The organism is Microbacterium terrisoli (genome assembly GCF_030866805.1).
Classification (GTDB): domain Bacteria; phylum Actinomycetota; class Actinomycetes; order Actinomycetales; family Microbacteriaceae; genus Microbacterium; species Microbacterium terrisoli.
Genome location: NZ_CP133019.1, coordinates 2,794,738 through 2,807,213 on the forward strand (window position 1 = coordinate 2,794,738; position 12,476 = coordinate 2,807,213).

The 12,476-nt window shown below is 69.2% G+C and carries 13 protein-coding genes; 1 reads left to right on the top strand and 12 read right to left on the bottom strand.

What is annotated here, in order from left to right:
• Positions 1-20 precede the first annotated feature (20 nt).
• The 5 genes from QU603_RS12640 to QU603_RS12660 form a co-directional block, all read right to left on the bottom strand.
• The gene (locus tag QU603_RS12640) at positions 21-923 is read right to left on the bottom strand and encodes a permease prefix domain 1-containing protein (protein WP_308491735.1); all 903 of its coding nucleotides are present in this window, start codon (positions 921-923) and stop codon (positions 21-23) included.
• Positions 920-1,288: a PadR family transcriptional regulator gene (locus QU603_RS12645; protein WP_308491736.1), complete on the bottom strand. Its 369-nt coding sequence runs from the start codon at positions 1,286-1,288 to the stop codon at positions 920-922. Before QU603_RS12645 ends, QU603_RS12640 begins: the two co-directional genes overlap by 4 nt.
• 86 nt (positions 1,289-1,374) lie before the next feature.
• Positions 1,375-2,238 carry a PPK2 family polyphosphate kinase gene (locus tag QU603_RS12650; protein WP_308491737.1) on the bottom strand — a complete coding sequence of 288 codons (864 nt, stop codon included), beginning with the start codon at positions 2,236-2,238 and terminating at the stop codon, positions 1,375-1,377.
• 105 nt (positions 2,239-2,343) lie between these two features.
• Positions 2,344-4,167: a 2-succinyl-5-enolpyruvyl-6-hydroxy-3-cyclohexene-1-carboxylic-acid synthase gene (gene menD, locus QU603_RS12655; RefSeq protein WP_308491738.1), complete on the bottom strand. Its 1,824-nt coding sequence runs from the start codon at positions 4,165-4,167 to the stop codon at positions 2,344-2,346.
• On the bottom strand, positions 4,164-4,541 hold the full coding sequence (locus QU603_RS12660) for a PLD nuclease N-terminal domain-containing protein (RefSeq protein ID WP_308491739.1): 378 nt from the start codon (positions 4,539-4,541) through the stop codon (positions 4,164-4,166). Before QU603_RS12660 ends, menD begins: the two co-directional genes overlap by 4 nt.
• Before the next feature lie 64 nt (positions 4,542-4,605).
• Between QU603_RS12660 and QU603_RS12665 the strand changes: the two genes are divergently transcribed.
• The gene (locus QU603_RS12665) at positions 4,606-4,944 is read left to right on the top strand and encodes a DUF4229 domain-containing protein (RefSeq protein WP_308491740.1); all 339 of its coding nucleotides are present in this window, start codon (positions 4,606-4,608) and stop codon (positions 4,942-4,944) included.
• On the opposite strand, the gene QU603_RS12670 is transcribed toward QU603_RS12665, so the two are convergent.
• The 7 genes from QU603_RS12670 to QU603_RS12700 form a co-directional block, all read right to left on the bottom strand.
• Positions 4,945-5,901: a 1,4-dihydroxy-2-naphthoate polyprenyltransferase gene (locus tag QU603_RS12670; protein WP_308491741.1), complete on the bottom strand. Its 957-nt coding sequence runs from the start codon at positions 5,899-5,901 to the stop codon at positions 4,945-4,947.
• An 83-nt stretch (positions 5,902-5,984) separates the two neighbouring features.
• Positions 5,985-6,842, bottom strand: coding sequence for an ABC transporter permease (locus QU603_RS12675; RefSeq protein ID WP_308491742.1), 858 nt, complete (start codon positions 6,840-6,842; stop codon positions 5,985-5,987).
• Positions 6,839-7,768: an ABC transporter permease gene (locus QU603_RS12680; protein ID WP_308491743.1), complete on the bottom strand. Its 930-nt coding sequence runs from the start codon at positions 7,766-7,768 to the stop codon at positions 6,839-6,841. Before QU603_RS12680 ends, QU603_RS12675 begins: the two co-directional genes overlap by 4 nt.
• Positions 7,765-8,991 (bottom strand): ABC transporter substrate-binding protein, encoded by a 1,227-nt coding sequence (locus QU603_RS12685; protein WP_308491744.1) that lies wholly within the window; start codon positions 8,989-8,991, stop codon positions 7,765-7,767. The genes QU603_RS12680 and QU603_RS12685 overlap by 4 nt, the downstream gene beginning before the upstream one ends.
• Positions 8,988-10,145, bottom strand: a complete 1,158-nt coding sequence (locus tag QU603_RS12690) for an ABC transporter ATP-binding protein (RefSeq protein WP_308491745.1) — start codon at positions 10,143-10,145, stop codon at positions 8,988-8,990. The genes QU603_RS12685 and QU603_RS12690 overlap by 4 nt, the downstream gene beginning before the upstream one ends.
• 162 nt (positions 10,146-10,307) lie before the next feature.
• Positions 10,308-11,459 (bottom strand): AMP-binding protein, encoded by a 1,152-nt coding sequence (locus QU603_RS12695; RefSeq protein WP_308491746.1) that lies wholly within the window; start codon positions 11,457-11,459, stop codon positions 10,308-10,310.
• Positions 11,460-11,467: 8 nt separating this feature from the next.
• Positions 11,468-12,412 carry a 1,4-dihydroxy-2-naphthoyl-CoA synthase gene (locus QU603_RS12700; protein ID WP_308491747.1) on the bottom strand — a complete coding sequence of 315 codons (945 nt, stop codon included), beginning with the start codon at positions 12,410-12,412 and terminating at the stop codon, positions 11,468-11,470.
• Between the last annotated feature and the right edge of the window lie 64 nt (positions 12,413-12,476).

Sequence of the window (12,476 nt, forward strand, 5' to 3'; positions counted from 1 at the left end):
TCAGCTCTGGGTCTTGTCGGTCAGTCCTGCGTCTTGCGCGGACCGAACATCATGCGCGCCAGGACCAGCATCATGACGCCCAGGCCGCCCAGGAAGGCCACGGGGGCCCACCACCAGCCGACGGTGAAGCCGAGTACCGCGATGACGGCGAACGTCAGGATCCAGATCGCCGCGACATAGACGCCGAAGCGCGCGGCGGTCTCGGGCTCCTGCTCGAACCGATTGGGCGGCATCTGGGCGTGCGCTCGTCGGGTCCAGGCCTTGTGCCGGTTGGTCTGGGTCGCCCCGAGGAACGCGTAGAGGATGATGGCCGCGATCACGCCGAGCGCGGCGAACACGACGCACCACACCGGCAGTGCCTGCAGCCCGACATAACCGGCGAAGCCGAGGCCGTAGAGCATCAGGAAGCTGGCCGCCGCATAGCCACCGGCACGGTTGTGCGGCATCGGGTGATTCGTCGTCGTCTCCTGCGCGAGCGAATCTCCGACGAGCAGGCCGAGCCCGGTCGAGGCCAGGCCGAGCAGGGCGATCAGCGGGCCCGCCACGAGCGGCAGCACCCCGGTCGCCCCCAGCGTGCCGAGCGTGACGCCGACGACGATCATGGCCGACCAGACGACGACACGGACGACGAAGCCGGGCTTGGGCCGCACCCTGTTGCGCAGCGCAAGCGCGGTGTAGCCGTTCAGAGTGGAATCTGACGCCGGCGCGGGCGCGCCGCCGGCCTCGCCCAGCAGTTCGTGCACGTCGCCGAGCTCGGCGACGGCCTGGAGCGCGGCATCCGTCGGAGCGGTTCCGGATGCCTCGAGCTCGGCGACGCGCGAGACCAGGTTCGCCCGGATCTCCTCTTTCAGGTCCTGCGCATCGGGGGTCATCTCGACGGCGGTGAAGGCCTCGTCGAGCAGGCGGTGGATGTCGGTGTTCATCGGTGTGTGCCCTTCGGGGAGGTGTCGGAGACGTCCAGCAGGGCGTCGATCACATGCCGGGTGGCGACCCACGCGGCGACGTTGGAGGTGTAGACGGCGCGGCCGGCGTCGGTGATGCGGTAGTACTTGCGCCGCCCGCCCTGGGTCTCGTCCCCCCAGTACGATTCGACGAGCCCGTCGCGCTCGAGCCGGCGATACGTGGCGTAGAGCGTGGCCTCTTTGATCTCGTGCTCGCCGCCGGTGGCCTCGCGGATCGCCTTGTAGATCTCAAAGCCGTAGCGGTCGCCGCCCCGCAGCACGCCGAGCACGATCGTGTCGGTGTGGCCGCGGATGAGGTCCGCTGCGAATGCACTGTCTTTCGTCACGTCAATTACTGTATCACATCAAGTACTTGACGACACCAACACTTCGCTCGACGGCAGGGCGGGCCGGCGGAGGGTGGGCGCGCAGGTCAGGTCGCGCGCAGACGCTCACGCTCGGCGGCGACGTCGAAGGATGCCGCGGGCCACCGCGGATCGATCTCCAGAAGCGCGTTCAGCAACAGCGATTGCACCGCGAGCCGCGCGTACCACTTGTGGTTGGCCGGCACGACATACCAGGGGGCGTTCGCGGTGGACGTGCGCTCGAACACCGACTGATACGCCTTCATGTAGTCGGGCCACAGCTTGCGCTCGTCCACGTCATCGGGATTGTATTTCCAGTGCTTGTCGGGACGGTCGAGCCGGTCCATCAGCCGGTCGCGCTGCTCGTGGGCGGAGATGTGCAGCATGACCTTGACGATGTGGGTGCCGGCGTCGGTGAGCTCCTTCTCGAAGTCGACGATCGCCCCGTACCGCCGCTCGATCTCCTCCTCGGGCGCGAGTGAGCGCACCTTGCCGATCAGCACGTCCTCGTAGTGCGACCGGTCGAACACGCCGATCATGCCGGGGGCGGGCGCCTGCGGCCGGACCCGCCACAGAAAGTCGTGCGCGAGCTCTTCGGGCGTGGGCTTCTTGAAGGCCGTCAGCTGCACCCCCTGCGGGTCGACAGAGCCCACGACGTGGCGCACGATCCCCCCTTTGCCCGCGGTGTCCATCGCCTGCAGGATCAGCAGCACCGATGCCTCAGATGTCCCGCCGCGGGCGGACGCGTACAGCCGTTCCTGCAGCTCGCTGAGCTCATCGGCCCCCGCGACCAGATCGGCGACGGCGTCGCGCTTGCGGCGCCCATAGCCGGGGCTGGCGTCGGCATCGACGCGGTCCAGTCGAAAGCCGCCGGTCGCCCGCAGCAGGGTCGATGCGTCGCCGTTCCAGTGCTTCTGGCTCTTCGGGGTCATGCGTCTCATCATGGCCGTCCGAGCACCGCCGGTCCAGCACCGCCTCACCGCGGTCCACGCGGCGCCGCGGCCCGCCCCCAGCGCCGCGCGCGCATCGCTGCGCCCTCAGCGCTCCAGCGGCACCTCGATGATGCGCCGGCCGCCGCGGCCCGCCGTGAGCTCCTGATCCAGCGCCGTGCGCGTGGTCACCCGCTCGTAATCCCAGCCGTAGGCCGTGGCCAGGGCCGCGACATCCACCGCCTGCGGCGTGTACATGACGCGGCGCATCGGAGCGTCAGCGGCGGTGGATGCCACCTCCAGCCCGTCGAAGATCGTGCCGCCGCCGTCGTTGCCGACGATGATCTGGATGCGCGGGTCGACTTCACCGTCCGGCAGCAGCAGCGCTCCCACGTCATGCAGCAGGGCGAGATCGCCCAGCAGCACGCGCGTGACGCCGAGCTCTCCGTTGCGCTGGCTCGCCAGCGCCACGCCGAGCGCGGTGGAGACCGTGCCGTCGATGCCGGCGAGTCCCCGGTTGGCGTGGACGGGGACCTTCTTTCCGGGCAGGATGCCGTCGGCCACTCGCACCAGGCGCGACGAGCCGAACACCAGTCGGTCGTGCGGCCAGGTGGCCCGCCACACGGCGTCGACCAGCAGCTCCCGCGTCACCGCGGTGCGCGCGATCGCGACCTCGGCGGCCAGCGCGCGCAGCCGTTCGCTGGGCACCGCCGAGGCAAGTCCCGTCGCGTCCGGCGCCGCCGGGGCGAGATCGACTTCGGCAGCACGCGAGGCGCGCATCCAGGTGCCGAGCCAGTCCCGGTCAGCGGCCCCTCGTGCCACCGTGGCCGCCGTGACATGCGCGGTCGCGCCGTTGAGGTTCAGCGGTTCGCCGCCGCCGGTCACAGCGATCACCTCGAGGTCGCCGCGCGAGAGCAGCGCCGTCACCTCTCGTGACAAGGTCGGGTGGCCGTAGACGACGACGCGCTCGATGCGCCCGCCCAGCTCGGCATCGCGCAGCGCTGCACGGTAGCCGTGCACGATCTGCCGGCCGAAACGCGCGCCGCTGACGATCTCGGCGATCAGCGGCCAGCCGCCCTCATATGCAAGCTGCTCGGCCGCCGGTCCTCCGTCGGCTCCGGCGACCACGACCGTGCGGGGACCGCGCGGCAGCTCGACGGGACCGGCATCCTGACCCGAGGCACCATCGAGATCGCGCGAACTGCGACGACCAGGTCCGTCGGCGCGCAGTTCGCGCAGTCTCGACGCATCGGTGGCGGCGGCGGCCCTCGCAGCGAACCATGCGGGGAACGCACCCGACAGCGGCGCACGGTAGGGGAGGTTCAGGTGCGCGGGTCCGGGGCGACCCGAAACGCCCAGTGCGGCATCCATCGCCTCGTCGGCTGCCGCCCGCACCGCCGCCGTCGCCGGTGACGTGCCGTCTGCGTCGGTCGCCTCGGGCACGGGCAGGTCGTCTTCCCACCGCACGTGCGCGCCGTAGATCCCGACTTGGCGCGTGGTCTGGTTGGCACCCACGCCGCGCAGCTCGGGCGGACGATCGGCTGTCAGCAGCAGCAGAGGGACGCCCGCATGGTCCGCCTCGAGCACGGCCGGCAGCAGGTTCGCCGTTGCGGTGCCCGATGTGCAGATCACGGCCGCCGGGATCCCGGTCTCGCGCCCGACACCCAGGGCGGTGAACCCGGCGACGCGCTCATCGATGCGCACGTGCAGCGCGATCGCTCCACGCTCCTCGAACTCGGCGGCCACCAGCGCCAGCGCCTGGGATCGCGATCCGGGACTGAGCACCACGTGCTGCACTCCCCGTTCGACCAGCCGCGCCAGCAGGGCGGCAGCAGCATCGGTCGCCGGCGAGGGCCGCCCGCCGGCAGAAGCCGGGCCGACCGGATCAGGGCCGACCGGATCAGGGCCGACCGGATCAGACTCGGCGCTCACGGACGCGGGCCGACGGTGGGATCGTCGTCGTCGTGGTCGAGCCGCGCGAGGTCCTGTTCGAGCTGACGGATGCGTTCATCCTGCTCGGCGCGCGAGCGGTGATCGGCCGACGAGGAGGTGTGTGGGGCCGGACCGAGCCCGCGCAGGAACTCGGGATCGTCGTCGGGAGCACGCACACCGCGCGCCATAGCGGGCGCACGACCGATCGCGAACCACAGCACGCCGCCAAGCACAGGGAAGACGACCACGATCGCGACCCACATCGACTTGCCGACACCGCGGTGCCGAATGGCAGGCTGCACGGCAGCATCCACGATGCTGAACACCCAGAAGATCACCGCCACGAGGGCGAGGATCAGAAGCAGGCGAGCCATGCCCTCATCCTAAGCCGCACACACCCGCCCGGACTGTGCTGATGCCCCACGTAGACTGGGAAGAGTGAAGACCCGCTCCGCAATCGTGTATTCCGTGCTGCGCCTGCTGGCGTTCCTCGTGCCCTTGGGGATCATGATGCTGTTCCCGATCTTCCGTGCGATGTACTGGATCGCCATCATCTTCGCCGCGCTGATCGGCATCTCGCTGTCGATCATCTTCCTGCGCCGTCCGCTGAACGAGGTCTCGGCAGGGCTGGCGGAGCGGCGCGAGCGGCGCATGGCCCGCGAGGACGGGCAGCACCGCACGGCGGGGCAGCAGGATGCCGATATCGAGGATGCCGCGAACGACGCGGTTCAGCCGCACCCGACGGGCTCGGCCGACTCGGGCAACGACGCCGGCTGATCAGCCGAGATAGGCCCACATCAGCAGGGCGCCGTACGCGAGCGAGGTGAACGAGGTGACCGCCAGGGCGGTGACCAGTTCGCGCGGCGTGCGATACATCCACACGATCATCAGCGCGGGAATGGCGCCGAGCAGCGCCATCATCACCAGCCACGCGACGGGGTAGAACACGGCCACCAGCGCTGCGATGCCGAACGCCAGCACGATACAGACCGTGAACAGGATCTGCGAGCCGCGCCGACCGATCACGACCGACAGTGTCTTCTTGCCGGCGGTGCGGTCCTGGTCGACGTCGCGCAGGTTGTTGGCCACCAGCACCGCGACGGCCAGAAGCCCCGCCGCCACACCGCCGAGCCAGGCTTCCTGAGGGGCGGCCTGCACCTGGATCCAGGTCGTGCCGACCGTGGCGACCAGCCCGAAGAAGACGAACACGAACAGCTCACCCAGTGCGTGGTAACCGTACGGCCTCTTGCCGCCGGTGTAGAACCACGCCGCCACGATGCACGCGGCGCCGACCACCAGCATCCACCACTGCTGCGTGCGGATCACCAGCGCCAGGCCCACCAGAGCAGCCAGGGCGAAGAAGGACAGCGCCACGATCAGCACCGTGCGGGCCTGGACCTTGCGCGAGGCGGTCAGTCGCGCCGGTCCGTGGCGGTGGTCGTCGGTGCCCCGAACGCCGTCGGAGTGGTCATTGGCGAAGTTCACGCCGATCTGCAGCAGCACCGCGACGGCCAGGCACCCGAGCGCGAGCACCCAGTGGAACCGGATGTCGATCACGTGCGCCGCTCCGGTGCCGATGAGCACCGGCGTCACCGCGAGCGGCAGCGTGCGCAACCGGGCCGCCCCGACCCAGTCCCCGGCGGTGGGCCGGGGGATGTGCCGGACCGGGGCCTTGGCCGGATTGCCGCCGGACGGCGTTCGCTTCTTGCGGGACGTGCGGGAAGAGGATGCCACGGCACTGATTCTATTCGGCGCGCTGTGGGTCTCTTCGGCGCGCTGTGGGTCTCGTCGGCGCGCTGTGGGTCTCGTCGGCGCCCCTACCGCCGCCCGCGCCGGGTCAGCCAGCTGTTCAGGAACATCACGAGGAGCCCGACGACGAAGATGAGCGTGCCGAAGCACAGCACCTGCGGCGGCAGTCCGACCTTCGCGGCTCCGTAGACGAACAGCGGGAAGGTGACAGCGGGGCCTGCGACGAAGCTCGTGATGACGTAATCGTCGATCGACATCGCCAGGGCCAGGGCACCGGCGGCGATCATGCCGGGCACCAGCAGCGGCAGTGTCACCTTGACGAATCCGACGAACGGCGCAGCGCCGAGGTCTGCGGCCGCCTGCTCGAGCACCATGCCGGTGCCCGAGAGGCGGGCGCGCACGACGACCACCACATAGGCCAGACAGAACGTCACGTGCACCAGCAGCACGGTCCAGAATCCGAGCGGGATGCTCGACGACAGGAAGAACGACAGGGATGCCGCGCCGACGACGATCGACGGTGCCGCGATGTCAGCGAACACGGTCGCCGAGATCGCACTCTTGCCGAAGAATCGATAGCGCTCCAGCGCCATCGCCAGCGGCACACCGATGAGGATCGCGATGACCGCGGCGAGCACAGCGATCACGACAGACAGCAGGAACGCCTCGCCCAGCCCCTGCACCTGCGTGAGGTTCTGATACCAGTACAGCGTGAACCCGTGCCATCTGAAGGTGATGCGGCTGGTCGGGGTGTTGTTGAAGCTGTAGACGACCATCGTGATGATCGGCAGCAGCGTGATCACCAGGAACACCCAGAAGAAGATCGGCAGGAACGGGCCGCGCCGCTTCTTGGGCAGGTTGACGACGTTGCCGGCGGGGTCGGGCAGGCCACGGGTGGCGGGCGCGACATCGGTGGCGATGCTCATACCAGGTCCTCGATGTTGTCAGTGCCCGCGATGCGGGCATACGCGAACAGGATCACACCGAGCACGATCATCAGGACCGTGGACAGCGCTGCGGCGACGTTGTACTGCTGGTTGGTCAGGTAGGCGTCTTGGATGGCTTGGCCGATGGTGTAGGTGTGAGTTCCACCCAGCAGGGACGGACTGACCGGGTCACCGGCCGAGTCGATGAACACGAGCAGCACGCCCGCGAAGATCCCCGACCGGGTCAGCGGCAGCACGGTATGGAAGAATGTGGCGCTCTTCTTTCCGTACAGATCGGCGGATGCCTCGATCAGGCGCGGATCGATCCGTTCGAGGGCGACGTAGATCGGCAGCACCATGAACGCCAGGTCGTTGTAGGCGAGCCCGCCGATCACGGCGGCACCGGTGCCCAGGACGTGGATGTCGGTGCCGATCAGATGCATCGCGCGAAGGACCGAGAGCACCGGCCCCTGGTCGCTGAGCAGGAACGCCCACATGTCTGTGCGGATGATGAACGAGACCAGGAAGCTGAGCATCACCAGCAGCAGCAGGAAGTTCTTCCACTGCGGGCGCACCCGGAACGCGATGAAGTACGCCATCGGATAGCCGACGAGGATCGTGACGACCGTGGCCACCGCGCCGTAGAACACACCACGTCCGAGGAACAGCCAATAGGGGGTCGTCGCCTCCGGGCCGAACAGCTTTGCGTAGACGCCGACGTTCCACGTGAACGTGTAGCCGTCTTCGGGGTTGCCGCTCATGAGCGAGACCGCAAGGCCCGAGATCAGCGGAATGACGAACAGCACCAGCAGCCATGCGATGCCGGCCAGCGCCAGCAGGTACGGCGCGGGGTTGCGTCGGATGCGGGCGCGCAACGGCGGCTTGGGGCCGGTGGCGGGAGCGGCGAGAGCGGTGACGGCGGTCATGACTGGATCACCTGGTTGAAGGTCTCGTTCCACTGCTCATACTCGTCGTAGTTGCGGAACACGTAGAAGTCGTTGCTCTTGCGCTCCATCTCGGGAGTCGGGAACACCAATGGGCTGTTGGCGACATCCGGATCCTCCAATTCTTCGAGGATGTACTGCTTGGCCGCCGGCACCGGGCACACGTAGTTCACCCAGTCCTCGACGATGCCCGCGATCTCGGGCGTGTAGTAGAAGTTCATCCACTCCAGGGCGTCGGCGGGATGCTGCGCCTGCATCGGGATCAGCATGTTGTCGTGCCAGACCATCTGGCCCTCGTCTGGGGTGACGAACTCGAGGTCGGCCGCCCCGTTCGCCTGCGCCTGGAAGACGTCGCCTGACCAGGCCTGCGACACCCACGTGTCACCGTTCTGGAGCTTGTCGATGTAGCTCTGGTCGTAATATCCGGTGACGTTCACGCGCTGCTTCTTCAGCCAGTCAGCCGCACGCCTCCAGTCCGCCGGCGTCGAGTCCACGGGTTTCACGCCGGTCGCCAGCAACCCTGCGCTGCCGAGCTCGGTGTTGTCGTTCATCATCCCGATCCGGCCCTTCAGCGCCGGATCGAGCAGATCCTGGAACGACGTGATCTTCTTCGGGGAGAGCTTCTTGTTGTAGGCGAGCCCGGTGAAACCGGTCTGCCACACGACCGAGTGCGCGTTGCCGGGGTCGTACGGCGGGTTCTTGACGCTGTCGGCCGCGTATTTCGCGAAGTTCGGCAGTCGGGAGTGGTCGAGCTGCATGAGGAATCCGTTGCGGATCATCTCGGTCAGCTCCCACCCGTTGGTCATCACCACGATGTCGTAGCCGAGCGCCTGGTGCGCACGCAGCTGCGGCGCGATCGTCGCATAGAACGGGGCGTTGCCCTGGATGACCGGCATGTAGTCGACCTTGATGCCGGTCGCCTTCGTGAACATCTCCAGCGACGGGATCTTGCCTTTGTCCTGGTCGATGTACAGCGGCCAGTTCGCGAAGTCGAGCATGCCCGTCTTCTTCTGCTTGGCCCAGAAGGCCGGCCAGTCGATCTGCTGCTGCGCCTGCCCGGCCGGCGAGCCCGGGATGCCGCAGCCGGCAAGCGTCGCCGACATGGCGACCGCGCCCAGGCCCGTGAGTGCTCCACGCAGCAGAGTGCGCCGGGACAGACGCTGCTGGGTCAGGCCTCGGATCAGCGCGGGATCGTTCGGCGTCATCGGGTCGCCGTCCGGATCGTGTCGGTGACCGGCGCCGCCTGCGGCGCACTGTCGGCGGCCGACGGCAGCAGGAAGGCGTGGTCGGGGTCCCACCCGATCGTGACCTGCTCGCCGGCGGCGGCGCGCTGGGAGGGGTCGAGGTTCTGCGCGAACGAGCGCAGCACATCGCCCCATGTGGTCACGACCTCGTATTCCGTGCTCGCGCCCAGGTAGGTGGCGGTGCGCACGATCCCGCGCACCCGATTCACCCCGGCGGCGCTCGCGCCGTCACGGGTGACCACGAGCTTCTCGGGACGCAGGCCGATCCGAGCGTCCTGCGTCGCGATCGCCTTCAGGTCCTCAGCGCCGACCTGCACAGCAGTGCCGTCGGGCAGACGCAGTCCGTCGTCGCCGAGCTGTGCCGGCAGGATGTTGCACGAGCCGAGGAACTCCGCCACGAACTGCGTCGCCGGCCGGTCGTAGACCCGCTGCGGCTCGCCGATGTCTTCGATGCGGCCGCCGTTCATCACTGCGAGCCGGTCTGCCATCGACATGGCCTCGTTCTGGTCGTGCGTGACGTAGAGGAATGTGATGCCGACCTCTCGCTGAATGCGCTTGAGCTCGATCTGCATGGACTTGCGGATCTTGGCGTCCAGAGCCCCCATCGGCTCGTCCAGCAGCAGCACCTTCGGCTCGTTGACCAGGGCCCGCGCCAGCGCCACACGCTGCTGCTGGCCGCCGGAGAGCTGGTGCGGCCGGCGCGTGCCGAAGCCTTCGAGCCCGACCAGCTCGAGCATGTCGTTCGCGCGACGGCGGGCGTCACCGCCCGAGACGCCCTTGCGGCGCAGGCCGAAGGCCACGTTGTCGGCCACCGTCATGTGCGGGAACAGCGCGTACGACTGGAACACCGTGTTCACGTCGCGCTTGTACGGGGGCAGGGCCGTCACATCCGCGCCCTCCAGCAGGATGCGGCCCTCGGTGGGCAGCTCGAAGCCGCCGACCATGCGAAGAGTGGTCGTCTTGCCACAGCCCGACGGGCCGAGCAGCGCGAAGAATTCGCCCTGCGCAAGCTGCAGGTCGATGTCTTGCACCGCGTGGGTCTGGTCGAACGCCTTGGTGACGTGCTGCAAGACGACGGCGGGAACGGATGCCGCAGGCGGACGCTCGTCGGTCACGGTATCTCCTCTCGGGTGAGGTGTCATCCGCGATGCGCAGCCGGGGCAGCGTCGCGCCGGGATGTGCACTCATTCTGCCCCGGACCCACGTGTCGGCGCGACGACAATGTGCCCTGGAGCGCACCCGTTCCGGTCATTCCGTCCGGATGGCGGGGCTGTCGCTCACGCGTCGGCGACGGCGCGGCGGATCGCCTCGCGGTCGGGCTTGCCGCTGGGCAGAGTTGCGAGCCGGTCGACGAGCACGAGTCGCGCGGGGCGGGCGGCGGCGCCCAGCTGGTCGGCGACGGCCTGCCGTGCCGCATCGAGCTGTGCACTGTCGCTGCGGCGCAGTGCCTGCCCCCGGGGGACGACGATGACGGATGCCTCGCCCCAGTGCTGGTCTGGCACGCCGACCACGACCGCACCGGCCAGGCCCGCGACATCCCTCACGACGCGTTCGACCCGATCGAGCGAGACGTTCACACCGCCCGAGACGATGACGTTGTCGATGCGGCCGTGGATGCGCAGCACCCCGTCGTCGATCACGCCCGCATCCCCCGTGCGGTACCAGCGGCGGCCGTCGTCGTCGGTCACGAACACCGCGTCGGTCAGCTGCGGATCGCCGAGGTACCCGTCGGCGAGCATCGGACCGCTCAGCCGCACCTCGCCGTCGACGATCGCAGCCCGCACGTCCTGCAGCGGCACACCGTCGTACACGCAGCCGCCGCAGGTCTCGGTCGACCCGTACGTGCGCACGATGCGGGCCCCGGCATCCTGCGCGCGCTCCCTCGTGGCCAGCGGCAGCGCCTGGCCTCCGACGAGGATCGCGGCGAAAGTGCGCAGCGCCTCGGCGACGAGGTCATCGGCCTCGGCCGCATCGAGCAGGCGCTGCAGCTGCGCGGGTACGAGCGATGTGTACGAGCCGGGGGGCATCGCCAGGGCAGCCTCGGCGAACGCCACGGGGTCGAAGCGACCCTCCAGCAGGATCGGGTCGCAGCCGGCGCGCAGCGAACGGATCATCACCTGGAGTCCCGCGATGTATCCCGGCGGCAGGGCCAGCAGCCAGGCGCCCTGGCCGATGCGGGCGGCGGTGGCATCGGTGCCGGCCAGCAGCGCGGCGCGGCTGAGCACGACGCTCTTGGGCACGCCGGTCGAGCCCGATGTGGTGATGACTGCCGCTGTGCCCTCGGGCACCTCGACCGCTGTGCCGTCGGGCACGTCGGTCGGCATGCCACCGGTCATGCCCAGCGCCAGCGCAGGACCGGTGCCCTCGAGCATGCGCCGGGCCGCCGCGAGCACTGCGGTTGCGTCACCCGCGAGTGGTTCGAGCCTCATGCGCGGCCTCAGAACTGCCAGGGGTACGGCGACCAGTCGGGATCGCGCTTCTGCAAGAAGGCGTCGCGCCCCTCGACAGCCTCATCGGTGCCGTACGCGAGCCGGGTCGCCTCGCCGGCGAACACCTGCTGACCGACCATCCCGTCGTCGACGGCGTTGAAGGCGAACTTCAGCATGCGGATCGCCGTGGGCGACTTCGTCAATACCGTGCGCGCCATCGCCACCGCCTCACGCTCGAGGTCGGCGTGCGGCACGACCCGGTTGACGGCGCCCATCTCATACGCGCGCTGTGCGGAGTACTCCTCGGCGAGGAAGAACACCTCGCGCGCGAATTTCTGCCCGATCTGCCGGGCGAAGTATGCCGAGCCGTATCCCGCGTCGAACGAGCCGACGTCGGCGTCGGTCTGCTTGAACCGGCCGTGCTCGGCGCTGGCGATCGTCAGGTCGCACACCACGTGCAGCGAGTGCCCGCCGCCGGCTGCCCACCCGGGCACGACGGCGATCACGGGCTTGGGCATGAATCGGATCAGCCGCTGCACTTCGAGGATGTGCAGGCGCCCGGCACGTGCCGTGTCGCCGCTTTTCGACTCGCCTTCGGCTCGCTCGACGACCGAGTCCTCGGAGTCGGAGTACTTGTAGCCGTCGCGCCCGCGGATGCGCTGGTCGCCGCCTGAGCAGAACGCCCAGCCGCCGTCCTTGGGGCTCGGCCCGTTGCCGGTGAGCAGCACCACGCCGATGCGCGGGTCGCACCGCGCGATGTCCAGCGCGGTGTACAGCTCGTCGACGGTGTGCGGGCGGAACGCGTTGCGCACCTCGGGCCGGTCGAACGCGATGCGCGCGATGCGCCCGTCGCGCGAGACATGCGCCGTGATGTCGGTGTACGCCGCCGCAGCGCCGTCAGGGCCGGGTGCCGGCATCCATTCATCGGGGTCGAAAAGCTCCGAAACGCTCACCCGACCAGATTACGCGGGCCGGAGCGCGGCCAGAAGGAGACCCGGCGCGTGCAAGACTGGAAAG